28 protein-coding genes are annotated in these 24,506 nt (G+C 58.7%); 14 read left to right on the top strand and 14 right to left on the bottom strand.

What is annotated here, in order from left to right; all coding sequences use genetic code 11:
- Positions 1–45 precede the first annotated feature (45 nt).
- Both AKG12_RS17080 and AKG12_RS17075 read right to left on the bottom strand, forming a co-directional pair.
- Positions 46–657, bottom strand: a complete 612-nt coding sequence (locus AKG12_RS17080; RefSeq protein WP_046798306.1) for a flavin reductase family protein — start codon at positions 655–657, stop codon at positions 46–48.
- Positions 657–1,238 (bottom strand): nitroreductase family protein, encoded by a 582-nt coding sequence (locus tag AKG12_RS17075; protein WP_046798305.1) that lies wholly within the window; start codon positions 1,236–1,238, stop codon positions 657–659. The genes AKG12_RS17080 and AKG12_RS17075 overlap by 1 nt, the downstream gene beginning before the upstream one ends.
- Before the next feature lie 109 nt (positions 1,239–1,347).
- On the opposite strand from AKG12_RS17075, the gene AKG12_RS17070 reads away from it, so the two are divergent.
- Positions 1,348–2,340, top strand: a complete 993-nt coding sequence (locus AKG12_RS17070) for an RgsD C-terminal domain-containing protein (RefSeq protein WP_052819754.1) — start codon at positions 1,348–1,350, stop codon at positions 2,338–2,340.
- A 213-nt stretch (positions 2,341–2,553) separates the two neighbouring features.
- Here the strand turns inward: AKG12_RS17070 and thrS are convergent, their stop codons facing one another.
- The 4 genes from thrS to AKG12_RS17050 all read right to left on the bottom strand — a co-directional run bounded on the left by thrS (position 2,554) and on the right by AKG12_RS17050 (position 6,014).
- Positions 2,554–4,557, bottom strand: a complete 2,004-nt coding sequence (gene thrS / locus AKG12_RS17065) for a threonine--tRNA ligase (RefSeq protein ID WP_052819753.1) — start codon at positions 4,555–4,557, stop codon at positions 2,554–2,556.
- 126 nt (positions 4,558–4,683) lie between these two features.
- On the bottom strand, positions 4,684–5,208 hold the full coding sequence (locus tag AKG12_RS17060) for a DUF1697 domain-containing protein (protein ID WP_052819752.1): 525 nt from the start codon (positions 5,206–5,208) through the stop codon (positions 4,684–4,686).
- The gene (gene yidD / locus AKG12_RS17055; protein WP_046798301.1) at positions 5,205–5,564 is read right to left on the bottom strand and encodes a membrane protein insertion efficiency factor YidD; all 360 of its coding nucleotides are present in this window, start codon (positions 5,562–5,564) and stop codon (positions 5,205–5,207) included. The genes AKG12_RS17060 and yidD overlap by 4 nt, the downstream gene beginning before the upstream one ends.
- Before the next feature lie 3 nt (positions 5,565–5,567).
- Entirely contained in the window at positions 5,568–6,014 is a 447-nt protein-coding gene (locus AKG12_RS17050; protein ID WP_052819860.1) for an iron-sulfur cluster assembly scaffold protein, read from the bottom strand.
- A gap of 281 nt (positions 6,015–6,295) precedes the next feature.
- Here AKG12_RS17050 and folE point away from each other — a divergent pair, with 281 nt between their 5' ends.
- From folE to AKG12_RS17030, 4 genes are all read left to right on the top strand, one after another.
- A complete protein-coding gene (gene folE, locus AKG12_RS17045; protein WP_046798300.1) occupies positions 6,296–6,922 on the top strand; it encodes a GTP cyclohydrolase I FolE in 627 nt (208 codons plus the stop codon).
- Positions 6,923–7,048: 126 nt separating this feature from the next.
- Positions 7,049–7,501, top strand: a complete 453-nt coding sequence (gene hisI, locus AKG12_RS17040) for a phosphoribosyl-AMP cyclohydrolase (RefSeq protein WP_052819858.1) — start codon at positions 7,049–7,051, stop codon at positions 7,499–7,501.
- 94 nt (positions 7,502–7,595) lie between these two features.
- Positions 7,596–8,531 (top strand): patatin-like phospholipase family protein, encoded by a 936-nt coding sequence (locus tag AKG12_RS17035; protein WP_046798299.1) that lies wholly within the window; start codon positions 7,596–7,598, stop codon positions 8,529–8,531.
- A gap of 79 nt (positions 8,532–8,610) precedes the next feature.
- Positions 8,611–8,940: a hypothetical protein gene (locus tag AKG12_RS17030; protein WP_052819751.1), complete on the top strand. Its 330-nt coding sequence runs from the start codon at positions 8,611–8,613 to the stop codon at positions 8,938–8,940.
- 98 nt (positions 8,941–9,038) lie between these two features.
- Here AKG12_RS17030 and AKG12_RS17025 read toward each other — a convergent pair whose 3' ends face one another.
- Complete coding sequence (locus AKG12_RS17025; protein ID WP_052819750.1) at positions 9,039–9,473, bottom strand: CBS domain-containing protein; 435 nt, start codon at positions 9,471–9,473, stop codon at positions 9,039–9,041.
- Between the two features lie 196 nt (positions 9,474–9,669).
- On the bottom strand, positions 9,670–10,407 hold the full coding sequence (locus tag AKG12_RS17020; RefSeq protein ID WP_052819749.1) for a rhomboid family intramembrane serine protease: 738 nt from the start codon (positions 10,405–10,407) through the stop codon (positions 9,670–9,672).
- Between the two features lie 357 nt (positions 10,408–10,764).
- On the opposite strand from AKG12_RS17020, the gene AKG12_RS17015 reads away from it, so the two are divergent.
- From AKG12_RS17015 to AKG12_RS17005, 3 genes are all read left to right on the top strand, one after another.
- Positions 10,765–11,322, top strand: coding sequence for a PAS domain-containing protein (locus AKG12_RS17015; RefSeq protein ID WP_046798295.1), 558 nt, complete (start codon positions 10,765–10,767; stop codon positions 11,320–11,322).
- A gap of 184 nt (positions 11,323–11,506) precedes the next feature.
- Entirely contained in the window at positions 11,507–12,124 is a 618-nt protein-coding gene (locus AKG12_RS17010) for a PilZ domain-containing protein (protein ID WP_052819748.1), read from the top strand.
- A gap of 774 nt (positions 12,125–12,898) precedes the next feature.
- A complete protein-coding gene (locus AKG12_RS17005; RefSeq protein ID WP_046798293.1) occupies positions 12,899–13,504 on the top strand; it encodes a transglutaminase-like cysteine peptidase in 606 nt (201 codons plus the stop codon).
- Between the two features lie 89 nt (positions 13,505–13,593).
- Here the strand turns inward: AKG12_RS17005 and AKG12_RS17000 are convergent, their stop codons facing one another.
- Together AKG12_RS17000 and AKG12_RS16995 are read right to left on the bottom strand one after the other, a co-directional pair.
- Complete coding sequence (locus tag AKG12_RS17000; protein WP_052819747.1) at positions 13,594–14,031, bottom strand: DUF1489 family protein; 438 nt, start codon at positions 14,029–14,031, stop codon at positions 13,594–13,596.
- A 65-nt stretch (positions 14,032–14,096) separates the two neighbouring features.
- Positions 14,097–15,500, bottom strand: coding sequence for an L-serine ammonia-lyase (locus tag AKG12_RS16995; RefSeq protein WP_052819746.1), 1,404 nt, complete (start codon positions 15,498–15,500; stop codon positions 14,097–14,099).
- Between AKG12_RS16995 and AKG12_RS16990 the strand changes: the two genes are divergently transcribed.
- Positions 15,499–15,945 carry a hypothetical protein gene (locus tag AKG12_RS16990; RefSeq protein WP_162249004.1) on the top strand — a complete coding sequence of 149 codons (447 nt, stop codon included), beginning with the start codon at positions 15,499–15,501 and terminating at the stop codon, positions 15,943–15,945. The two genes, AKG12_RS16995 and AKG12_RS16990, sit on opposite strands and share 2 nt — an antisense overlap.
- A 265-nt stretch (positions 15,946–16,210) precedes the next feature.
- The gene (locus AKG12_RS16985; protein WP_052819745.1) at positions 16,211–16,561 is read left to right on the top strand and encodes a hypothetical protein; all 351 of its coding nucleotides are present in this window, start codon (positions 16,211–16,213) and stop codon (positions 16,559–16,561) included.
- A 321-nt stretch (positions 16,562–16,882) separates the two neighbouring features.
- On the opposite strand, the gene AKG12_RS16980 is transcribed toward AKG12_RS16985, so the two are convergent.
- Both AKG12_RS16980 and AKG12_RS16975 read right to left on the bottom strand, forming a co-directional pair.
- Positions 16,883–17,635 carry a phosphodiester glycosidase family protein gene (locus tag AKG12_RS16980; protein WP_444567051.1) on the bottom strand — a complete coding sequence of 251 codons (753 nt, stop codon included), beginning with the start codon at positions 17,633–17,635 and terminating at the stop codon, positions 16,883–16,885.
- A 118-nt stretch (positions 17,636–17,753) separates the two neighbouring features.
- A complete protein-coding gene (locus tag AKG12_RS16975) occupies positions 17,754–17,915 on the bottom strand; it encodes an entericidin domain-containing protein (protein ID WP_003495552.1) in 162 nt (53 codons plus the stop codon).
- A 190-nt stretch (positions 17,916–18,105) separates the two neighbouring features.
- Here AKG12_RS16975 and AKG12_RS16970 point away from each other — a divergent pair, with 190 nt between their 5' ends.
- Together AKG12_RS16970 and AKG12_RS16965 are read left to right on the top strand one after the other, a co-directional pair.
- Positions 18,106–18,882 (top strand): formyl transferase, encoded by a 777-nt coding sequence (locus AKG12_RS16970; RefSeq protein WP_052819854.1) that lies wholly within the window; start codon positions 18,106–18,108, stop codon positions 18,880–18,882.
- Between the two features lie 88 nt (positions 18,883–18,970).
- Positions 18,971–19,891: a methylenetetrahydrofolate reductase gene (locus AKG12_RS16965; protein WP_052819743.1), complete on the top strand. Its 921-nt coding sequence runs from the start codon at positions 18,971–18,973 to the stop codon at positions 19,889–19,891.
- A 49-nt stretch (positions 19,892–19,940) separates the two neighbouring features.
- Here AKG12_RS16965 and AKG12_RS16960 read toward each other — a convergent pair whose 3' ends face one another.
- On the bottom strand, positions 19,941–20,879 hold the full coding sequence (locus AKG12_RS16960; protein WP_170979853.1) for a LysR family transcriptional regulator: 939 nt from the start codon (positions 20,877–20,879) through the stop codon (positions 19,941–19,943).
- 242 nt (positions 20,880–21,121) lie between these two features.
- Between AKG12_RS16960 and AKG12_RS16955 the strand changes: the two genes are divergently transcribed.
- Together AKG12_RS16955 and AKG12_RS31300 are read left to right on the top strand one after the other, a co-directional pair.
- The gene (locus AKG12_RS16955) at positions 21,122–21,340 is read left to right on the top strand and encodes a DUF1127 domain-containing protein (protein ID WP_046798454.1); all 219 of its coding nucleotides are present in this window, start codon (positions 21,122–21,124) and stop codon (positions 21,338–21,340) included.
- Positions 21,341–21,611: 271 nt separating this feature from the next.
- Positions 21,612–22,652, top strand: coding sequence for a GlxA family transcriptional regulator (locus tag AKG12_RS31300; protein ID WP_046798287.1), 1,041 nt, complete (start codon positions 21,612–21,614; stop codon positions 22,650–22,652).
- 272 nt (positions 22,653–22,924) lie between these two features.
- Here the strand turns inward: AKG12_RS31300 and AKG12_RS16945 are convergent, their stop codons facing one another.
- On the bottom strand, positions 22,925–24,400 hold the full coding sequence (locus AKG12_RS16945; protein WP_052819742.1) for a bifunctional ADP-dependent NAD(P)H-hydrate dehydratase/NAD(P)H-hydrate epimerase: 1,476 nt from the start codon (positions 24,398–24,400) through the stop codon (positions 22,925–22,927).
- Positions 24,401–24,506: the final 106 nt, after the last annotated feature.

Genomic DNA, 24,506 nt, shown 5'->3' with positions numbered 1-24,506 from the left:
TTTGGTTCACCATAAAATTTAACCCTTGCCGGCGAAGGAATATATTTACGGCGCAGTAGAGGGACGCTGCAGCTGGAATACATCGCTGCCGCCATCGCAGTAATCCATATAACCCATGCGCGCCACGGGACGCGCAAGCCCCATATCGATGCGGCCATCGCGAATGATCGCATCATCAATATGGATAGCCATGACCTGACCGATCACCATCCACGACTCCGATGGCTTTCCGTCGATATCGTTCAGCTGCTGGACCTGGGTCACGCGGCATTCCAGCACCGCCAGCGCCTCGCCCACAAAGGGCGCATCCACCACCCGGCCATCAACGGCAGTCAGGCCGGCCAGGGCGAATTCATCGACATCGTAAGCAACCGGCGCGGAAGAGGCATTCATCCGGTCGATCAAATGGCGGCTGACGAGGTTGGCGGTGAAAACACCGGTCTCCTCGACATTGCGCAGGCTGTCCTTCCTGCCGCTGGAGGAAAACATGACAAGCTTCGGCCGGTCCGAAATCGCGTTGAAGAAGGAATAGGGCGAGAGGTTCAGCGAACCGTCCCTGCCCTTCGAGCCGATCCAGCCGATCGGCCGCGGTGCGACGATGGCCTTGAACGGATCATGCGGCAGGCCATGCCGGTTGGTGTCCGTGGTGTAGAACATCACACGTCCCCAACCCAGGTGACGACATCGGCAAGCTCCGGCCGAGGCCGTTCCACCGGCGGGAATGTGGTCGAGCCGATATGGATATATCCCGCCACCTTTTCTTCCGCGCTGACGCCGATTTCCGCCAGGAAGGCCGTGTCGAAGGCAAGCCATTCCGTCAGCCAGTTCGCCGCAAAACCGTTGGCATTGGCGGCGAAGATGACATTGAGGCAGACCGCGCCAGCCGACATCACCTGTTCCCATTCCGGGATCTTGAAATGCGGCTTGGCGGTGCTGATGACGGCAATGACGACAGGCGCGCGGGTAAAGCGGGTGCGCTCGGCATCCTGCTGCTGCAGGTCCAGTTCCGGGTTTTTCTCAAGCGCGATCCGGAGCGCTGTCTCACCGAGACGCACACGATCTTCACCGCGATAAACCACGAAACGCCAGGGGGCGAGTTTGCCATGGTCAGGCACGCGTACGGCAAGGCGCAGGATTTCCTCGATTTGCCCCTTCGAAGGCCCCGGCTCGGCAAGCTGCAAAGCGGGCGTGGAGCGGCGAACCTTGAGGTAGTCGAGGAGCTTGATATCGCTAGTCATGATCAAAAATCTTCCATTCTGCTGTCATCGCGAAACTAGGGCCTTGAAATAGCCATGGCATTGGTTTTGAAGTGATCCGGGAAAATCAAGAAGTCAATCGGTATCGAAAATGTCGGCAATCAAATTCGCGGCGAAATTCGCGACACGTCTGGCCATTGCATGCGCCACGCTCGGCGTTTTATCACAAGCCGCTTTTTCGCAGGACGCCTTTAAAGACTTCAAGCAGCTGGGCGGCACCCCGAAAATGCCGAAGCTCAATGCTTTCACTGCACCGACAGCACCCAATGCCCCGGAAAGCACCGCCCGCGATATCGCCATGGAAGCCAAGCTGACGAGCGGGGGCGAAGCGGTGAAGGAAGGTCTGTCCTGGCGCGTCTTCAGCCCCATTCCGGGTGCCGATGGCAAATTGCCGATGTTGGCAAGCTCGGAGGGCGGCTCGGCGGAATTCCATCTGGTGCCCGGCGAATATTTCGTCAACGTCGCCTTCGGCCGCGCCGGCGTCACCAAGAAACTCAATATTCCGACATCAGGCAACGTCCAGAAGCAGGTGCTGATTCTCGATGCCGGCGGTTTCGTGCTGAATGCGGTTGCGGGGTCCGACAAGCAGATTTCCGGCAACCAGCTGAAATTCTCCGTCTACTCCTCCGATGCCCGCCCGGACGGTGAGCGCGGTCTCGTGATGGCCGACATCAAGCCCAATACCGTCGTTCGCCTCAACGCCGGCACCTATCACGTAGTTTCCGAATATGGCAACGTCAATGCGGTGGTGCGCGCCGATATCCAGGTGGAAGCCGGCAAGCTCACCGAAGCGACCCTCCAGCACCAGGCAGCGCAGATTACCCTCAAGCTCGTCTCCGAAGAAGGCGGCGAGGCGATTGCCGACACGGCCTGGTCGGTTCTGAACGGCGGCGGCGACGTGGTGAATGAAAGCGTCAGCGCCTTTTCGACCATGGTGCTGGCGGAAGGCGAATACACCGCCATCGCCCGCAACAAGGACAAGGTATTCCAGCGCAACTTCAAGGTCACGTCCGGTCGGGATTCCGATGTGGAAGTGCTGATGAAGGATCAGGCGCCGGAAGACATGACCGGGGACTTTGAGTAAACGTCACCGCTCTCGAAGTCATCCTCAGCCTTGAGGATGATGACTCTCCGTCTTACGCGCGACGTCATCCTTGGGCTTGTCCCAAGGATCTAAACACGTTCAACTCAATCGAGACGTTGCAGATGCTCGGGACAGGCCCGAGCATGACGGAAGAGAGCTTTCAGGACCTTGCCCAAAAACGAAAACGGCCCCCGAAGGGGCCGTCGTCATTTATCAGGCAACCTGCTTCTTCGCCGCAAGCTTGCGCTTCACATCCGGCGGCGTTGCCTCATCCACGAGGCTGGTAATCGCGTCTTCCAGCGACATCGGCGTCTGGTTCTGCGAACCGAGGCGACGGATGTTGACGGTGCGCTCTTCCGCTTCCTTGCGGCCGCAGACGATGATGACCGGAACCTTGGTCACCGAATGTTCGCGGACCTTGTAGTTGATCTTCTCGTTGCGGAAGTCGGTCTCCACCACCATGCCCGCCTCGCGCAGCGCTTCGGCCACTTCGCGGCCGTAATCGTCGGCATCCGAGGTGATGGTGGCGACAACCACCTGAAGCGGCGCGAACCACAGCGGCATATGGCCGGCGAAGTTCTCGATCAGGATACCAAGGAAGCGTTCCATCGAACCGCAGATGGCGCGATGGATCATCACCGGCTGCGTCTTTTCGGAATTCTGGTCGATATAGAAGGCGCCGAAGCGTTCCGGCAGGTTGAAGTCCACCTGCGTCGTGCCGCACTGCCATTCACGGCCGATGGCGTCCTTCAGCGTATATTCGAACTTCGGTCCGTAGAAAGCGCCCTCGCCCGGCAGAATGCCGGTCTTGATGCGGCCTTCGGACTGCTCCTCAATGGTCTTCAGAACATCCATCATCACGCTTTCGGCGCGATCCCAGAGATCGTCGGAACCGACGCGCTTTTCAGGGCGCGTGGAGAGCTTGACGACGACTTCGCTGAAGCCGAAATCCTCGTAAACCGAGAGGATCAGATCATTGATGCGCAGGCATTCAGCCGCCATCTGCTCTTCCGTGCAGAAGACATGCGCATCGTCCTGCGTGAAGCCACGCACGCGCATCAGGCCATGCAGCGCGCCGGATGCTTCGTAGCGATGGACATTGCCGAATTCCGCAAGGCGGACAGGCATTTCGCGGTAAGACTTCAAGCCATGCTTGAAGATCTGCACGTGACCCGGGCAGTTCATCGGCTTCAGGGCGAAGACGCGCTGATCGGCTTCCTCGTCATCGGGATGGGTAAAGGCATGGGCGGATTTCACCGCAAACATGTTTTCCTGATACCAGCCCCAGTGACCGGAGGTCTCCCACAGCGACTTGTCCAGCACCTGAGGTGCGTTGACCTCCTGATAGGTATTGGCGAGCCGACGGCGCATATAGGCCGTCAGCGTCTGGAACATGCGCCAGCCCTTGCCGTGCCAGAAGACGACGCCCGGACCCTCTTCCTGGAAATGGAACAGGTCCATTTCGCGGCCGAGGCGGCGGTGGTCGCGCTTTTCAGCTTCGGCCAGAATGTGGAGATAATTGTCCAGCTCTTCCTGCGTCGCCCAGGCGGTGCCATAGATGCGCGACAGCATTGCATTGTTGCTGTCACCGCGCCAATAGGCGCCGGCCACCTTCATCAGCTTGAAGGCCGTACCGATCTGGCCCGTGGAGGCCATATGCGGGCCACGGCAAAGATCGAACCAGTCACCCTGATAATAGATCTTCAGGTCCTGGCCTTCCGGAATCGCATCAACCAGCTCGACCTTGTAGTTCTCGCCTTTGGCGGCGAAGACTTCCTTGGCCTTTTCGCGCGACCAGATTTCTCGGGTAAACGACTTGTTGCGCTGGATGATTTCCTTCATCCGCTTTTCAATCTTCGGCAGATCTTCCGGCGTGAAAGGTTCGTTCTTGGCGAAGTCGTAATAAAAACCGTTCTCGATCACCGGACCGATGGTCACCTGCGTGCCGGGCCACAGTTCCTGCACGGCTTCCGCCATGACGTGGGCGGCATCGTGGCGAATGAGCTCCAGCGCACGCCCGTCTTCACGCGTGACGATCTCGATTTTGCCATCGGTGATGGTCTCGGACAAATCGCGCACGGTGCCATCAAGCGCAATGGCGACAGCCTTCTTGGCAAGCGATTTGGAGATGGATTCGGCGACCTCGCGACCGGTCGTACCGGCGGGGTAGCTGCGCACGGATCCATCGGGAAATGTAAGGGAAATGGCTTCAGACATCGTCTAGTGCTCCTGTCCAGTCCCGCCAACGAATGCGGGTGGTGTTGGAATAATGATTTGCCCGCGATAAGCGAACAGGCAGGCTGATAAAGGCTTTTGCCATTCCAGTCAAAGGTGAAGGGCATTTCAGCCGAGCATTTTCGCCAGCCCGTTGACGGTATTGGCATTGCGGGTCGTGCCTATGCCGAGCCTCTTCGTGGTCAGGACTGACAGCAACCGGCTCTCGCTTGGCTTGCCTTGAAAGTCGATCCAAAGATCGCCGCCGACGACGGCAATCTTTTCCTGCTGGCGATATTTCTCCAGTAATCCAAGAACGTCCTCACCAAGCGGCTCCCGCATCACCCGAATGCAGACGTCAGGAGAATTGCCATGCGGGAACGGATTGTCTGACGCCAGCCTCAGCCAGTCGCCGCCCGCCCGAACGAGTATATCGACATGTTTGCCGAACCGCGCCTCAAAAGCGCGCTCAAGCCTGTCCTCGATCTCGCAAGCGGCAACTGCCTCACCACGAAAAACCAGATTTCCGGTGGCAACCAGCGTTCTGCAGTCCTGAAATCCCAATTCCTCGGCCATCGCCCGCAGATCGGCCATCACAAGCCGCTTGCCGGCGCCAAGAACGATGCTGTGCAGCAGCGCCACATACTCGCTCATTTGCGCAGGCTCCAGTAACGCCAGGGTGCCCACCAGCGTCGCTTTTCACCGAGAGTTTCCGGCACCGGGTCCAGCCCGCTGGTGCCGCCCGGACCGCAGCGCGCAACGCGAAACAGCGTCATCCACCCACCTGCCCAAAGCCCGTGGCGGGCGATGGCTTCATAGCCGTATTCGGAACAGGTGGGGATATGGCGGCAGGAATTGCCGATGAAACCGGAAAATGTGAGCTGATAAAACCTGATGAGACCGACGCCTAAAAGCCGTCCCGGCGTTTTGGCAAAGCTGCCTGTCCAGTTGCGGGATCGGCCCGCTTTCGCCGCCGTCTGCTGGTGCCGGCAGCCCGGTTCGCCGCACATGGTCTAACCCGCAGCATTCAGGACCGGCCGGCCTTCGATCTGGTCAAGCGCATCGACCACCGCTTCGAAAGTCAGCATGGTGGAGGCGTGACGTGCCTTGAAGTCCCGGACGGGGGAAAGCACCCGCATATCCTCAAAGCGGCCCGTGGGCCCCTCGCCGCCCTGTTTCAGCATGGCCAGCATATCTTCCCGCGCCTGGCGGATCTCACCGCTGGAAGCACCGATGACATGATGGGCCATGATGGAGGCCGACGCCTGACCGAGCGCACAGGCACGAACCTCATGCGAAAATCCGGTCACGACACCGTCTTTTACCTTCAGATAGACCTTGAGTTTCGAACCGCATAGCCGCGAGTGTTTTTCGGCGTTGGCATCGGCATCCTCAAGAACACCGATCAGCGGAATATTCCCGGCAAAGTCCAGAATGCGGTTATTATAGATGTCATCCATCGTCAGGTGTCCGGCGCGCTCAAAATGCCCAAAACGGGACAGGTCATATTTTTCAAACACAGCGTTTGTCGCAGTGAAGCTTTCCTGCCCTTCATTCTCATTATATGCTAACGAGCTTTCTGGACATCAAGCCATGATGAAATTAACGGCTTCGATACCGAATTATTAGCAGCGGCCTTGCCAAAATGCTGTAAAACAACCAGATAGCAGCAACTGCGAACACAAGTTCGCGATGAAAAACGAGTTCAGGTGCGGCCTTTACCCGCATCGGGAGAGACGAAATGGATGCGATCGTGAAGAATTTCCCCGGCGCTGGCACAAAACCCGACGTGGCCGAGGCTCGCCCAAGCCAGGCGGAAGCTGAAGAAGCAGTACGCGTTCTTCTGCGCTGGGCGGGAGAAAATCCTGCCCGTGAAGGACTTCTGGATACGCCGAAGCGCGTCGCCAAGGCCTATCGCGAACTCTTCGCCGGTTATGAGCTGAATGTTCAGGACGTGCTCGGCACGACCTTCGAGGAAGTCGGCGGTTATGACGATGTGGTGCTGGTGCGCGACATCCCGTTCTTCTCCCATTGCGAACACCATATGGTGCCGATCGTCGGCAAGGCGCATGTCGCCTATCTTCCCGCTGGCCGCGTGCTTGGCCTGTCGAAGATTGCCCGCGTTGTCGAAATATTCGGCCGCCGCCTGCAGACGCAGGAAAACATGACCGCGCAGATCGCCAGATCCATCGAGGAAACGCTGAAACCGCGCGGCGTGGCCGTCATGATCGACGCCGAACATATGTGCATGTCCATGCGCGGCGTTAACAAGCAGGGGTCGACAACGCTGACCACCAGCTTCACGGGTACGTTCAAGAACGACCCGGCCGAGCAGGTCCGCTTCATGACCATGGTGCGGAACCGCTAATCATCGGACCGAATCGCCAGCGCGGTTTTCGGAAAATCCGGTGATCAGATAAGACTTGGAGTGGCGGAACCGATTCCGTTCTTTCGCCGCTCTGATCGTTCCGCCAGTTCAGTTTCCGGGGTTACCATGTCCATTCCCTTTCCATCCGCGTCTGCGGATAAGGAAGTGCTCGAAAACGCAGGCCTTTTTTCGCCGAAATTCGATGCCCACGGCCTCGTCACCGCCGTGGTCACCGACGCTCGCGATGGTGAATTGCTGATGGTCGCCCATATGAATGCCGAGGCCCTGTCGCTGACGCTGGAAACGGGCATCGCCCACTATTACAGCCGCTCACGCGACAAGATCTGGAAGAAGGGCGAAACATCAGGCAACCTGCAGACGGTGAAGGAATTCCGCACCGATTGCGATCAGGACGCGGTGTGGCTGAAAGTCTCCGTCGCTGGCCACGATGCGACCTGCCATACTGGCCGCCGCTCCTGCTTTTATCGCACCGTGGAAATGTCTGACGGCAACGCCGTGACCAAAATCACCGACGATACCCGCCATTTCGATCCGGCAACCACCTATTCCGGCACATAAACGGCCGGCTTCCATCGGCCGCACCAATTTGCTACCAATATAGCAGGTTCCGGGGATAGGACGGAGCCTCACGGAACTGGCAGGGAGTGCGATCATGTTGGGATGGGGAAATCGTCGCAATCAGCTCGCGGCTGGAAACCCCGAAGACATGGAGCCGCCCATCGTCACCGAGCGCGTCGATACGCGCCGCATCGCTCTGGCGCTTGGCGGCGGCGCCGCGCGCGGCTGGGCCCATATCGGCGTCCTGCGGGCGCTGGACGAGGCAGGCGTGAAGATCGGCATGATTGCCGGCACCTCGATCGGCGCTCTGGTGGGCGGTTGTTATCTCGCCGGCAAGCTCGATGAGCTGGAAGAATTTGCCCGTTCTCTGACGATGCGCCGCATTGCGGGCCTGCTCGATCTGACGATCGGCGGCGGCGGCCTGTTTGGCGGCATGCGGCTGACCAAGCGTATGCAAGAGCATTTGGAAGGCCTGCGCGTCGAAAACCTGGACCATCCCTTCATCGCCGTCGCCACCGAACTGCGCACGGGCCATGAGGTCTGGATCCATCAGGGTGACCTTGTCACGGCGCTTCGCTCATCTTATGCGCTGCCGGGAATTTTCGAACCGGTGCAATGCAATGGCCGCACTTTGATCGACGGCGCGCTGGTCAACCCCGTGCCGGTTTCTGTCTGCCGGGCCTATGAGCAGGCGCTGGTCGTTGCCGTCAATCTCAATTACGATCTCTTTGGCCGTTCCGCCGTGGTCAAGCATGCAGCCTCGCCACATGCAGGTTCCGCTCCGCCCATGGAGAGCGCGCCGCGTCCCGGCCTGCCAGGCGTCATGGTGCAGGCCTTCAACATCATTCAGGACCGGATTTCACGCTCGCGCCTCGCCGGCGATCCGCCCGACCTCATGCTGCATCCGCGCATCAACGATATCGGCCTGTCGGAATTCCATCGCGCCAGCGAAGCCATCGACAGGGGATATCAGGAAACGCGTGCGCGCATTCCCGAACTGGAGCGCATGCAGCAGGCGTTCCGGCGTTAGCGCCGGCCACAGCTGAAACGTCTCCAGGTTCATAAATCATGCGAAACGGACGGATGAAACGCGGAGCTGTCGTGAGCCCATGTATTGGTATATCTCAATCCTGCGTCCAGCCGCGCAAAGCACACTATGCGACACGGCTCTGCTGATCGGATTTCTGGAAGGGCAGCCTCAACTCAGACGCAGAAACGCCGTCAGTTTTGGATCGGCAGATGGTCAGCCGTGGATCGACATCACCATTGTGAAAGGAACGGCCGAGAGCAACTGGTCCAGCAATGGCACATTCATTTCGCAGTTCAATCGGGTTGAAATTGTCTGCACCGATGATGAGCGGCAAGAGTTCTACGTGGAAATATCCACTAAAATAGCCGACTTCCTTCAATGGCGGCTTGTGACGCAAGACGACGCATGAGTTCCGGCTAGAGCATTTCCGCTTTTCTGCGAAACGCGAAAACGCTCTACCTTTTTGTGTTTGCGCATTTCCCGGCAGCCTCCAACCGGGACGCAAGGTCATCCTGCGATATAAGCCTTGATATGCTCCGCCTCGGCCTCGATCTCGCCGATCCGCGCCTTCACCACGTCACCGATGGAAATGATACCGGCGAGACGCCCGTTCTCTTCCACCGGAACGTGGCGGAACCGCCCGCCGGTCATGATTTCCATCAGTTGGTCGGTGGTGGAATTACCATGACAGCGGATGACGTTTTTGGTCATGGACACCGAAACGGATTGCAGCAGGGAAGCGGCGCCCTGGCCCGCCACGGCTTTCACCAGATCGCGTTCCGTGAAAATGCCGAGAACCACACCGTCGGCATCCGTCACGACGACCGAACCGATCTTGTGCGTATGCAGCGTTGCCGCTGCTTCGCCGATGCTGACCTCTGGACCCACAGTCACGACGTCCCGGCCCTTGCGGTCGAGAAGATCCTTTACGAATGTTGCCATGCCTTCCTCCTCTTTTCAGCGATTACAGCACGCCGCAGTCTCCCCCGGCGGTTGCAAATCATGAACCATGGTGCGCTGAGGCCCGTGTGAATGCAATCCCGGATGGGACGCACCCAAGCAAATTTGCGCCATGGCCGACAAGGAGCGTGATCGCTTCGATGCGCCGCCACAAGCCGTGGCACACCTCTGCTCGGCTTTAGCGCTGTGGGCGATCAAACAGGCCGAAGAACAGGAAGCCCAGCAGGAACCCGAAAACATGCGCGTCCCAAGCGATTTCACCACCGACATCGCCGAACAATGGTATTCCGACCGCGATAAGCACATTGCCGAACAGCCACATCAGCGTGAAGATCAGCACGGTACGGTTGGAAAGCGCCTCCAGAACACCCTGCCGCGGCATCAGATGGCCGAAAGAGGCGTTGTAGCCACCACGGGCGGGAAAAACAAAACGGCAGGCTGCTCCCATCAGTGCCGAGACGACGCCGGACGCGCCGATCAGCACCGTGACATCGCCCCAGTTCAACGCCGCATGGCCGAAGGCCGAAACGGCGGCGGAAATGCACCATAACAGCACGAAGCGCAATGTTCCGATCCGGCGCAGAACCGGTGCACCAAAGGCCATCAGCCACAATCCGTTAAACAGAATATGTTCGATGCCGCCATGCAGGAAAGAATAACTTACCGGCGTCCAGAGCCATTCCAGACCCTGCTGGGAGAAAGGCACGGCATACCGCAGTGGAATGAAGCCAAAGGTGAAGATGAACCAGTTGCTGCCATCCTCCGACAGCAGATAGGCAGGAACCACATAAGCAACCAGGAGCGCCGCCAATATGCCGACGAGAAGCGGCGGCAGGTTGAAGACGGGATTGTTCGTGTCGTCTTTCGGCTCCGGCGTTTCCGAAACCGGCGGCTGTTCGCCGTCCCCGTAGGACATGATCGCATCCCTGTCTTGTCGAAATTTCTATCTTCCGAGCAATATAGGAAGCCCGGACGAAAAAAAAGCCGTCCTGCCTTTCAGGCAACTGACGCCAGAACCGGGGCCGGTTCAAGCGCCGCCGCCAAAGGCAGTCCGGCTTGCGGCGACGCCGTTAAACCACGAGCGCTGCCATCAATTGTACTGACCGGAGCTTGTCCCCGACATGGCCGCACCGATGCCACGGGCTTTGTCGTCGCCCAATATCAACCCTTTGTTAACCTTAACAAAACCGGCTGGCACGAAAATCGCTACACCTCCCAATACAGGCGTTCGGATGGACATGATGTCCCAAAAGCGAACATGGAGAACGGTGCTATGAAAAGCATGGCCGGACTGGACATATATAACTATTGGGACGAGCTGCGCGGCAACAGGCCCGCCCCCCGTCGAGAAGACATCGATCCCGCAAGGTTGAAACATCATCTCGGTGATCTCTTCATCCTGACAGAAAAGGGAGAGGAAGCGCCCTTCTTCCGTCTCGCCGGCACGCGCATCTGCGACCTGTTTGGCCGGGAATTGCGCGACCGCCCGTTTTCGGAACTGTGGCCGGCGGCAAAAGCCGTTTTCCCCTGCCGCGTCGCGCGCGGTATCCTGCAACATCAATTGCCCGTCGTCTTCGATGTCGAGGCGGAGGATGACTTCGGCGCAGCACCGCTGACATTCGAGATGCTGTTGCTGCCGCTGCGCACGGACGAAGGCGCCGCCCCGCGGCTGCTCGGGGCCTTGCTTCCGGCACATCCACGTCATGAATTCGCTACCCCCATCCATTGCCTTTGGATGAAGAGCAGCCGCCTGCTGCAAATGGATATCGCGCAGACGCAATATTCGGCAAACGCACATGCTGCTGTCACACCGTTTGCAGGCAGCTGTTGACGGGTCCGTTCCTCCTTCAATGCAAGGACAGACGGTGCCCGGCAACCCGGAATCTTTGCTGAAAAATAGGTCAAAACTGTAACGATATCGCCGATAGTAAGAATTGTAGATATCAAGAAGTACAGTCTGTTAACCCGCGCAGAGTAGAGATTTCTCATCATCATCCGTTACAATTGCGCTGTCCATGTTTTCATCTCGTTCGGTCAACACTGCCCAAATCCTGCGTCCGGTTGAAGAGGTCTCCCTCGACGCCGCCGTCGTCGTGTCCTTTTCCGGCCGCCTCATGTTGCCCGACCACGAAGAATATGATTGCACCGCAACCGAGATGACTGCCGAAAGAGCGCAGTTCACCTGCTCCGGCATGGCTCGCAATGGTGACCGCGTTATCGCTTATCTCCAGCATATCGGCCGGATCGAAGGCTCGGTGACGTCGCTTACCGCCTCCGGCTTCGTCATCACCATCAATGCACCGGAGCGAAAGCGGGAGAAGCTCGCCGCGCAGCTGGCATGGATCGCCAAACGCCAATTGCTCGGCCTGCCGGAAGACCGCCGCCACGACCGATTGACGCCGCGCAATGCCAAGGCGCATCTGGTTCTGGAAGATGGCGTACTCATCTCCTGTCGGCTGATCGACCTTTCCCTGTCCGGCGCGGCCATCGAAGTCGAAAACCGTCCGCCGCTCGGCAGCCGGGTCCAGCTCGGCAAGAACATGAGCGGCAAGATCGTGCGCCACTTCATGGAAGGCGTCGCGGTCGAATTCGACCGCGTCCAGTCACCGGACGCGCTGATCGAATTTCTCTAAAGAACCGCCTCGAAACGTGCGCAGCCACTAACAGCCGCAAATCCATAATATCAGGAATGCGCAACATTCCTGCGCCCCGACTTCCGTCACGCTGAATGTGCGACGGCTGTGCCCCCGGTATTGATGGGCATCTGTTGCGGCCTGTCTTTTTCGTCGCCCGGCCTTTAGCCAGAATCCAGCCAGCCAAGCCCTTGACCTCGCAGAAGTCTCCCTCTCGCGTCGCCCCGTTTCCACGGGCTTCCGATGCAGGGGTGAAAAGGCGAGATTGAAACACCTCAGCGCGGGATACCGTCCCAGCCTTCACTTTCCATCCCTCCGGATGCGCGGCGTGGCATGCCAAACTCTTCAATTTCCGGGTCGGCAATGGCCGCACATCGAGACGGAAAGCGCCCGCTCAAACATTTTTCCCAGAAAAAAGCAGTTTTTTTGAAGTTTTTTTCGCCGCTTTTTCAGGGCGTCCCAAGCTGAAACATCCATCCCAAAACGGGAAATCCTCTCGCCTGCCCGGCTTCTCCGGAACACTTCACGCGGCTGTGAAAATCACGCCGCGCAGAAAATCGCTGTCAATACAGCGGCATAAATGGCTACCAAAAACCTAAGGCCGCGATCCGTAAAATTGTAATAAAATTTGCTTCGAATACCCGTAAAATTTGACTCAAATACAGTTCAAAACAACGGCTAATTTGCTGAAATTTAAGCTCAAATTGCCTCTCGCAAATTTCCGCCGGATCAAAATATACCTGCGAATGTCTCCTCAACACGGGGAGACAAGCAATGAACAACAACCGTATCGTTTTCGTCCTGATCGCATTCATCGTCAGCGCCTTCGCCCAGCAGGCCAGTGCTTCGCCGGCTGCCGTCATGCGCGTCATCGGCAAGGCCAACCCGCCGATCGGCCATTATGAGTTCTGCCAGACCTATCAGAGCGAATGCCAGGCGACCTCGGTGGACACCGGCCCGATGAAGCTGACCGAAGAGCGCTGGAAGGCGATGCTCGACGTCAACTACACCGCCAACACCACGATCACACCGATGACCGACATGGAAATCTACGGTGTTGAAGAGCGCTGGGCCTACCCCACCACGGTTGGTGATTGCGAAGACTTCGTGCTTCTGAAGCGCAAGATGCTGATGAACAAGGGCTTCTCCGCTTCCAACCTGCTTATCACCGTCGTTCTGCAGCCGAATGGCGAAGGCCATGCCGTTCTGACCGTTCGTACCGATCGCGGCGATTTCGTACTCGACAACATGCGCAACAAGGTCATGAACTGGTCGGAAACCGAATATACCTACCTGAAGCGCCAGGACACCGCCAACCCCGGTCGCTGGGTGAAAATTCAGGATGGTCGCGCCACCAATGCGGTTGGCGGCATCCGGTAACACCAGCGAACCCCACTACCGTCTCCCCAATGAAAAAGCCGGCTCCGCAAGGAGGCCGGCTTTTTCATTTTCGTAGAGACCCACAAGCGTCAGAGCAGGCCAAGCTCGGCAAGTTCGCGCCTCAGGTCGGATGGCATGTCCTCACCGCCGAAACCACCGCCACCGAGATCGCGTGGCGCCTCCTCGTCCTTCAGGTAACGCCAGCCCTGAAACGGCCGCTTCGGCGCAGGTGAGGTCTCAATCACTTCGGGGCCGAGAATGAGATCGCAGCGGGTAATCCCGTCTTCCCCCTTGAAGGAACGGAGATCAAGAAGCTTCTGCCGCGCCTGCACCTGCCCCTTGATGACCCAGTAGAGCGAGCCGCCATCCAGCAATTCCTCGGCCCTTTTCGGGATCATGCGGGTGGTATGCACACTGTGCGGTTCCAGACCTGCGGCCATTGCGGTCAGCGAGCGCTGCGCGACCCAGTCTCTCAAATCCTGGAGTGAATCCGCGCCAACGCAAAGTTTGATGAGATGTAAAGGCATATCCCTATCAATGCCTTTTTGCGGCAGGCGTCAAGCATCTGGACGATGCCGGCCGCCCTGCCCGCTCAGCACTCCACAACGTTGACGGCAAGGCCGCCGGTGGAGGTTTCCTTGTATTTATCGCTCATGTCGTTGCCGGTCTGGCGCATGGTTTCGATGCAGGCATCAAGCGGCACGAAATGCTGGCCGTCACCCTTCAGCGCAAGCGACGCCGCCGTCACAGCTTTCACGGCGCCCAGCGCATTGCGCTCGATGCAGGGCACCTGCACCAGCCCGGCAATCGGGTCACAGGTCATGCCGAGGTGATGTTCGAGCGCGATTTCAGCGGCATTTTCGATTTGTTCGGGCGATCCGCCCATGACCGCTGCAAGACCCGCTGCCGCCATGGCCGCCGCCGACCCGACTTCGCCCTGACAGCCCACTTCCGCGCCGGAAATCGAGGCATTGTGCTTGATGATGCCGCCAATCGCCGCCGCCGTCAGCAGGAAGTCACGCACGTCGTCAACCGTTGCATCCTCATGGAAGTGCCGGAAATACCGGACAGTGGCCGGAACGACGCCCGCCGCACCATTGGTCGGCGCGGTGACCACCCGGCCACCGGCGGCGTTTTCTTCGTTCACAGCCATGGCATAGACGCTCAGCCAGTCATTCGCCATGACAGGATTGAAGCGGTTGCTGCGCCATTCCGCATTCAGCTTTTCGTAAATGGAACGGGCACGACGGCGCACCTTCAGGCCACCCGGCATGATGCCGTCGACTTTTAGCCCGCGCTCGATACAGCCGTCCATCGCTTCCCATATCTGGTCAAGCCGGTCGTTCAACTCGTCGCGGGAAACCACCGTCTCCTCATTCGCCCGTTTCATCTGGGCGATTGTGCGGCCGGAACGGGTCGCCATATCAAGCATTTCCTTTGCCGAGGCGAAGGGATAGGGCACACGCGGACCATTATCGATGGTTTTGCCGCGCTGCTTGATCGCTTCCAGTTCCGTATCGGTTACGACGAAACCGCCGCCGACCGAATAATAGATGCGCTTGATCAGCAGCCTGCCCTGATTGTCGAAGGCGGAGAAGGTCATGCCATTGGCATGGCCAGGCAGCGGGTTTTTCTTGTCGAACACCAGATCCTCGGCTGCCCGGAATTCGTAGGTCGGATGTCCGGGCGGCGTTACCGTTCCGGCCTTTTCCACCATCTCGATGATCGCATCCATGGCGTCGGGATCAACAAGGTCCGGCCGCTCGCCGGTCAAACCGAGAATGACGGCACGCCCGGTGCCATGGCCAATGCCGGTAAAGGCGAGTGAGCCGTGCAGGCTGACCTTCAGCCGCGAAACGCTGGCACCGGCAGGGCGCGGCCACTCATCGCTGAGGATCAGCGCCAGAAAGCGATTGGCCGCCGTCATCGGACCCATCGTATGGGAACTTGAGGGACCGATACCGATCTTGAAGACGTCAAAGACCGAAAGAAACATGAAGTTTTTCCTGACTGATGGATTCCACCATCATCATATCCAAAGCCGCGACGGATCGCCACCACAGCATAGGATGCAAAATCTATCGGGATTTTCGGAGAAATCCGGCGCTTCGGCAAGAACGAAGAGCGTCACCGGCTTTTGCGGCTGCGACATGCAGGTCGCAGAAACGAAAACAGCACGGTTTCCAGAGGAAACCGCGCCGTTTCAAAACCCGTCAATTCAGGAGAAGTGCTTATGGGCTGCCAAAAATGTACGTCAATGCGAGAAAAGCGGCAAAGCCTGCAAGTGCGCGCAAGGTAACGCCCCAGCAGGATTTCTGAGCGGTTTCTTCCATGATTACTCCAGCTATTCACTCTCCGGGGGATCTTCAAGACCCGGCCCGTTGGAAGAAGCATTTATTAAAATCCGGCGACGAAGGCAAATGCAAAAAGCGGCTAAATGAAGGCTTTTTCGACGGGCTGCCATTCGCCCCGCGCATAGGTGCATGAAAAAACAAGGTGTTAGAGCGCGGCTTCCAAAACCGACATTTCGGCCTTCGCCTCAATTTAGGCTAAAGTGTAACCGTTATTTAAAGCTTTTGCACAAACACCTGTTGAAAACTGTCGTCGCCAACACGTTGCAGTCGAATTTATTCCGCCGCCGCCGCGCCTTGAAAGCACAACACCTCTGCTTTATCGACGACGGATAACGACAACGGGACTCACTTCATGCAGCAGGCATCTTCCTTTCCCGATCGCGAAACGGTCGCCTCGAAACTGACGTCGCTTGCAAGCGACGACAAGGCATGGGTGTCGTTGCTGATGGAAAATGCCTTGCAGGATGAAAACCTGCTGGCCGGCCTTAACCTTTATCTCGACCAGCAGGCCAATGCCCGCTTCCTCAACAGTCTTAAGTTGGAGGCCGCCGGTGAATGGCTTGGCGCCAACGCCCCCGCCCGCCTGCAGATTCGCCTCGCGGAAACCGCCAGAACCAGCCAGCACCCCGCTTATCTGGCCTTCCGCAAGGGGCTGACAGCATCGGCAGGTCTTGAAAAGGCCTACCCTAAAGCGCCGATCTGATCTTCCGGCGGAGCATGATGATTGGAGCGGGATTTCGGGCGAAAACCTGTTCTGGTCGTGATCTTTCACGAGGTTGCCCATTGACAACGGGTCGAGGGTGCATGGGGCTTCCCCCCCTCTGCCCTGCCGGGCATCTCCCCCTCAAGGGGGGAGATCGGCAAGCGGCGCTACCACCGCTTCATTCGCCGGCGCTGAGATGGGCGAGACCTTGCCGCAGATCGATCTCCCCCCTTGAGGGGGAGATGTCCGGCAGGACAGAGGGAGGTAAGCCCCACGCACCCTTGACCCGTTGCCAATGGACAACCTCCTGAAAGCGAACATCTAATCCGGCACCCGGTCAACAACGGCGATGATCGGCCCCATGGGAAACAGCATGTCGCGCCGCTTCATTGCGGGAATATCGACACTGGATATGGTGCCGTCGAGATAAAGCGCGTTGGGCGCATCGAGCACATCCCGAAACAGCGTGGCAAAATCGTAGAAGCGCACGGTATTTTCCGAAATGGCGAAATGCACCATGCCATCGCGGGAGACGCCGACGCCGTTGCGTCGCTTCAGGCTGTCGCTGTCGGGCAAAAATCGCGGATGCAGCTTTCCGTCGATAACCAGCATCGGCCCCGACTGGGTGGCGAAATCCGGCTTCGGGTCAGCCGCCAGATAGGCCTCGGTCTCCAGCACGGTGGCCGTCGTGCCTTTCAGATAGAACACGCCATTGGGCAGAAGGTGAAAATTGCCCCAGCCACCCCGGGTGCTGATTGACGAACGTTCCACGCCATTTTCGACAAACAGGCCAACCGGCGAATAGTCGGAATGATACATGCCGCCATTCATCGCGAAGATGCTGAACATATGCTGCCGCCAGAGCGCGGAGGACAGGTCGGCGAAGGAGCGATACCCCTGCCCGGAGACGTGATCGCGATCATAGATCCGGACGGTATTCTTTGCCGGATCGAAGCTGCACACGGTGTAGCGACCGCCCGCATGGTCCATGCTTTTGCAAAAATCCGCCTGCCCGCCGGCCTGCGCCGAAAACGGCAACAACAATGGCAACAGCAGCTTCGCCAGTCTTTTCATTGATCCGTTCATGCCCACCCCGTGATTCTCGTCAGGGGAACATTCGCAGGGAAATTCAGTCAAAGAAAAGGCGTCACCCCGCTTCAGGGTGACGCCGGAACATTTAAGGGGAGTGCCTTTAGCGGCGGGCAGCGCGGTCCACATTGCGGCCGGCGTCCTGCGTTGCATCAACGGCATTCGCCGTATCCCGACCCATGCCACGGATGGTGTTGCCGCAAGAGCTGAGCGTCACGACGGTCAACAAGGCCACGAAAACGGTCGAAAGAATGCGTGTAATCATTGAAATAACTCCCCTATGACTTGCCGTCCAAGGCAAGCGCCGATGTGATATGCGTCACAATAACGTGAGTCCCGAAAATCGGTTCCAGCGGCATTTCAAAAAATCCAGTCGATGAAAATTAACAGGGTTTTGAAGTTCACGAGGGAAACTCCACACCTGGATCATGGCTGAGGAAAATATCGTGGGTGATATGACTGAGATCAACAATCGGCTTCTGGTGATGACGGCAGGTGGCGTGAACCCCAATATCATGATCAATGCGCTTGCCGCCCATTTTCCGGATATTCACGTCTTTGTCGAGCAACCGGAAAGCAAATCCGTCATTCTCAGGCGGCGGGCGCGTCGGCTGGGCTGGATTTCCGCCGCCGGCCAGATGGCGACGATGGTCGCCTCTCGCCTCGGCAAACGTTTCACGGTTCGAAGAAGCCATGAGATCATCGCCGAGCATGGCCTTTCCGCCGAACTGGGCCATACCGTTCCCATCACGCAATTTGCCTCGCTGAACGACGAGGAATGCCACAAGGCCGCCAATCAGTTGAAGCCGGCGGCGATCTTCACCATTTCCTGCCGCCTTCTCAAGCCCGCGACGCTGCAGGCCCTGCAATGCCCGGTCATCAATTTCCACGCCGGCATCAATCCCGCCTATCGCGGCCAGATGGGCGGGTATTGGGCGCTGGTTGAAAAGGACCGTGGCAATTTCGGTGCAACCGTACATCTGGTTGACAAGGGCGTGGATACCGGCGCCACGCTTTACGAAAAACGGCTGAAACCCTCACCTTCAGACACGATTGCCACCTACCCGTTGCTTCTCACCGCCGCCTCGGTGGATATTGCCGTCAACGCCGTCGAAGATGCATTATCCGGCAGCCTCGCACCACAGCCGCCCTCACCCGGAAAATCGGTATTGCGCTTTCCGCCGACGATCTGGACCTGGCTATGGAACGGCCTGACGAAACGGATCTGGTGATCCTTCGCTGCACCGCGGTGCCAAGCTTCGTCGCAGATGCAGGGCTGTCTTGCCGCATCAGGCACAGACGGCGTCGAAAAAATGGTGCATGATAATCAAAAGGATCATGCACAAATTGCCCGACATTTCCGCCTCCTCCATCATCCCCGCCTCCATCGAAGCCTCGCCCGCACAGGTGCTTGGCCCGGCAAGCCTTGCCGGTCTCTTTCCGCAGGGCGTGCGTGTCTATCTGACCGACACCGGCGCGGTCTCACAGGTCAGGCTCGTTGATGCGGCGAGACATCTGCGCGATCTCGGTTATGAGCCCGTGCCGCATCTTGCGGCGCGGCGCATCCCGTCGCGCGTGGAGTTTGAGGAACAGGTGAAGCGGCTGGCGGGCGAAGCGGGCGTATCGGATGTGCTGGTTGTCGGCGGCGGCGTCGACAGGCCGGCCGGTCCCTTCGCTTCCAGCATGGATATGCTCTCGTCAGGCATTTTCGACCGCTATGGAATGAAGCAGATCGCCATTGCCGGCCACCCCGAAGGCAGCCCGGATTTCAGCGAGGAGACGGCAGTTGCCGCGCTGCGGCTGAAGCGTGATTTTGCGCAAAGAAGCGATGCGACGATGCGCATCGTCACCCAGTTCGGTTTCGATGCGGCCCGTTTCATCGCCTGGGCGGAAGGGCTTGTTGCATCAGGCATCGACCTGCCGGTGCATATCGGCGTTTCTGGCCCGGCCAAGATCACGACGCTGTTGAAATATGCAGCGCTTTGCGGTGTCGGCAATTCCATCGCTTATCTGAAGAAAAACGCGCTCTCCCTCACGACGCTGGCGAAGGGGCATTCGCCGGAAAGCATCGTCGGACCGATCGAGCGGCACTGGCAGGCCAATCCGCAAGGGCCGATCCGGCAAATTCACGTCTTTCCCTTTGGCGGCTTGCAGAATTCGGCCGACTGGCTGGTCAATCGCGGAAGCTGGCAAACGGGCGGCGCCGACCGTTCGGCATCGCCGGATTCCGTCGCGGTTTGACACCATGTCCGCCTGCGCCCCGCTTCAAGGCCGCGCGGGCCCGGCCATGTTACGCCGCCTTGGCAACCTCGACAAAGGCGCTGCGAATGCTCTCCGCCACCGCAAGCACCGGACGCGACGCCTTGTCGCCCATGATCAGGCGAATATCGAAACAGCCGAGTTCCGGCAGGCCTTCCTTGTCGCCCAGAATGACCATGTCGTTTAACACATAGGATCGCGGCAGCGGTGCGATGGCAAGATCGGCGGCAATCGCCGCGCGCTGCGCCATCGTATGGCCGCTGAGATAAGCCACCCGGAAATTGCGCCCGCGCCTCTCCAGCGAATTGATCGCCTCCGAACGCCAGATGCAGCCTTCTTCCCAGATCGAAATCGGTAGAGGGTCACGCAGATAAGCGGTGCCGCATTTTGCACCCGCCCAGACGAGGCGTTCGCGCATCAACACCTCGCCCGTATCCCTGAGCGGATGCGAGGCACAGTTGACGAGCGCAAGATCAAGCCGTTGCTCGTCCATCCGCTTGTAGAGATTGGAACTGGAATCGATGGTGACGTCGATCATGATGCCGGGGAAAGCCTCGGCAAAGCGCTTGAGAATGCCCGGCAGCAGGCCACGCTCCCCGATATCCTCCGGCGCGCCGAGACGCACCACACCGGAAAGCTCCGGCATGACGAAACGTGACACGGCTTCATTGGAGAGCGCGATCATGCGGCGCGCATAGGTCAGCAGCGTCTCCCCATGCGCGGTCAACGTTACCGAGCGGGCATCGCGCAGGAACAATGTCGTCTTCAACTGTTCCTCAAGCTTCTTGATCTGCATGGAAACGGCCGAGGGCGTCCTGAACACCACTTCCGCAGCGGTGGAGAAATTTCCCGTTTCCGCAATCGCGACGAAGGTTCTCAATATGTCGTTATCCAGCAACGGCAGCGGTTGGCGGAAAGTTACGGTCATGGCACGTACCTTCAAATATTTTGATTTATAGATGGATATCATTTCGTTTGATTGAATGTCAACTGGCGCGCACCATCCGGGACATCGAATGACAGGACCGAAAAAAGCCCTGCTGTCATGAAGCGCCGAACTCCCCTTATGTGATGACGCGCAGCCGGCAGGCCATGCCAGTAAGTCATTACGATAATTGATGAATGATATGAAATTCATTCTCTTGTTTGATGAAATATGCAGGCGCATATCGAAGGCGCAAATCAATCGTGGTTCAGGAAAGGATCAAGGACATGACCATGATACACTATCTCCCGGCGGCGAACCGCTCTCCGCATCGTCCCTCTTCCGGCGGCTGGCTTCACCGCCTGTCAGGCCACGTTTCCGCTCTTTACAGATCATGGCGTCGTGCGCGGATGCTGCGCGCACTTGAGGCATTGCCGCCTGAAACATTGAAGGATATCGGATGGCCGACGACAGACAATTACCGCACAAACGCCATCCGCAAATGACCTCTGACCGGTGGCTCGCAGCCATTTTAAGACTTGCGAGCCATCTCTTCCCGTGCCAATACGCTCCGGCAACGGCGTAAAAAAGCCTGCCTGTTTTACATGCGACACGACGCCTTTTTAAAAGGCTTGTCGCAAATTTTGCATATTTCAAAAGCGATTTTTTGACAGCCCCGATTCCACGGCGTATTTTTCGTTAAAGATGTCGGAAACAGGACATCCAGAAGACCGATTCCAAGGGAGGAATTGCGTATTCGCAACGGAGCACGGGCAAATGAGCAAAAACTCCCAGAAGAAACGCTCAATCGTCTTTTTTCTCATTCCGCAATTTACCATGCTGCCCTTTGCCGCAGCGGTTGAAACGCTTCGCATCGCCAATCGAATGTTGGGCTATCAAGCCTATGAATGGCGCATCGCTTCACTCGATGGCCAGAAGGTCATGTCATCGAGCGGCATCTGTCTCGAGGTCGACACCTGTCTCGCTGATGAGCGTCGGTATGTTACCGGCGAGAACCGCGCAGAAATGGCAATCATCTGTTCGGGTATCGATGTGGATCAGCACATCAACAAGTCAGTCAACGCCTGGCTGCGCGAAGCCTATAATCGCGGCATCGCCATCGGCAGCCTCTGTACCGCCGCCCATATCCTTGCGCAGGCTGGCCTGCTGAACGGCAAGCGCTGCGCAATCCACTGGGAAAACCTGCCAGGTTTTTCAGAAGCCTTTCCGCAGGTGGAAGTTTATGCCGACCTTTTCGAAGTCGACAGCAACATCTACACCTGTGCCGGCGGCACGGCCTCGCTTGACATGATGCTGAGCCTGATCGGCCAGGATTTCGGCGAAAACCTCGTCAACCGCGTCTGCGAACAACAATTGACCGACCGGGTGCGCAGCCCCAATGACCGCCAGCGCCTGCCGCTGCGCGCCCGCCTCGGCGTGCAGAACAGCAAGGTCCTGTCGATCATCGAATTGATGGAAGGCAATCTCGCCGAGCCGCTGTCGCTGCTTGACATAGCCGATGCCGCCGATCTGTCACGCCGGCAGGTGGAGCGCCTGTTCCGTCAGGAAATGGGCCGCTCGCCCGCCCGCTATTACCTTGAAATCCGCCTCGACCGCGCCCGCCACCTGCTCGTGCAATCGGCCATGCCGGTGGTCGAAGTCGCCGTCGCCTGCGGTTTCGTCTCAGCCTCGCATTTTTCCAAATGTTATCGCGAAATCTACAATCGCACGCCGCAACAGGAACGCGCCGAACGCAAGCTCTTGATCAGCGCCTCGCGAATGGCGATGGCGAGCCAGGGTGGCAAAGCCGCGCATTGAAGACGCGGCCTTAAGCCTCGGGCACGATGGCAGGCAGATCGAAGACAAAGCACCTCCGTCATGCCGGACTTGATCCGGCATCCAGCCACGGCGCGTCTGCGCCGTGAAAGAGTCTCTCGCGATCAAGGACTTGATCGCGCTGGACCCCGGATCAAGTCCGGGGTGACGGAGTACGGATGATGGAACTGTGCCAAAAAAACACAAGTTCAACGAGCTGCTAGCTGCCCGCAGAAACCCGACCCAAATCCCTACCCCAACACCATCAGAGGAACTCACCTAAACGGCCGAACCGCGTGGGCAAGGTCCTCCGCCGTCATGCCAATGCCCGCCCTCTGGCCCGCCTCACCATGCAGCCAGACCCCGGCAGCCGCCGCCTCGAAGGCAGGCGCGCCCTGCGCCAGCAACGCGCCGATGATACCGGCCAGCACATCTCCCGAACCCGCCGTTGCAAGGCTCGCCGGCGCATTGGTATTGACCAGCGCCCGCCCGTCAGGCGCGGCGATCACCGTATCCGCGCCCTTGTAGACCAGCGCCGCACCGCTGCGCGCCGAAGCTACCTGCGCCTTCTCGATCTTGCTCAATCCGGCATCTGCGGCAAGATCGGGAAACAGCCGCGCAAACTCGCCCTCATGCGGCGTCAGGACAAATTTTCCCGTGCCGGACGTGACGCGCTCGAACAGCGCCTCCGTATGATCCTTGAAAGCCGTGATCGCATCGGCATCCAGCACCACTGCCCTGTCTCCGAGCAGCGACACGAATTGCCGCGCCTTGTCCAGATCACCAAAACCCGGACCGAGAACGAAAGTGCCGTGACGCCGATCCTCCAGCCAAAGCCGAAGATCGTCGCTATTGTCCATGGGCGCGTTCATCACCGCCGTCAGCGTCATCGAAAGCACGTCGAGCGCCGCTTTCGGGGCAGTGACAGTGACGATCCCCGCCCCCGCCTTCAGCGCCGCAAGCGCCGTCATGCGGCTTGCGCCCGTCGCATGGGCCGGGCCGGAAAAGACGGTCAGGTGCCCACGCCGGAACTTGTGTGTCTCCATATCGGCGCGCGGCAAGGCGTGCCCCCAGACAAGCGGATGGTTTTCAGCCACCGATCCCGCATGTGCGGCAAGGATGCGGGCGGGAATGCCGATATCGAAGACTTCCAGCGCCCCGCACAGCTCCCGCCCCGGCATCAGCAGATGGCCGGGCTTGTGCGCCATGAACGTCACCGTGCGCTGCGCTTTGAATGAGGCACCGAGAGGCGCACCCCTGCGGCCGCAAAGGCCCGAAGGCAGATCAACAGCAAGCACAGGAACGCCCGCCTTTGCCACCGCCTCGATCACATCGGCAAGTTCGCTTGGAATATCACGCGACAATCCGGCCCCGAAAACCGCATCAATCACCATGTCGCCGCCAAGAGGCACATAATCGCCAAGCGGCAACGGCGTTACCCCGCTCCGCTCAAATGCCGTTCGCGCATCGCCCTTCAGCGCGGCAGTATCACCGAGATGATAAACCGCAACGGCCGCGCCGCTCTGCAAAAGCACCCGCGCCGCCACATAACCATCTCCGCCATTATTGCCGCCACCGCAAAGCACGACGAAACGCAGCGCCTGCGGATAATGGCGCAGGACCGAGGCGGCAACCGCCTGCCCCGCCCGCTCCATCAGGTCATACAGCGGAATGCCGGATTGCCCGGCCGCCGCATCGATGCGGGCCATCACGTCAGGGTCGATCAGGAAGAGCTGTGGAAGGGATGTCATGGGCCGATCATCCCTTCAAAACGCCGGAAAGGCAATCGATACAAAAATAAGCAGATCCGCGTGACTGAATAATAGTCAAATGCACAAAATATAAACAGACCGGCAA

The sequence above is a fragment of the Agrobacterium sp. SUL3 genome (genome assembly GCF_001263295.1).
Classification (GTDB): Bacteria; Pseudomonadota; Alphaproteobacteria; order Rhizobiales; family Rhizobiaceae; genus Agrobacterium; species Agrobacterium tomkonis.
This window is presented reverse-complemented; position numbering and strand designations above follow the sequence as displayed.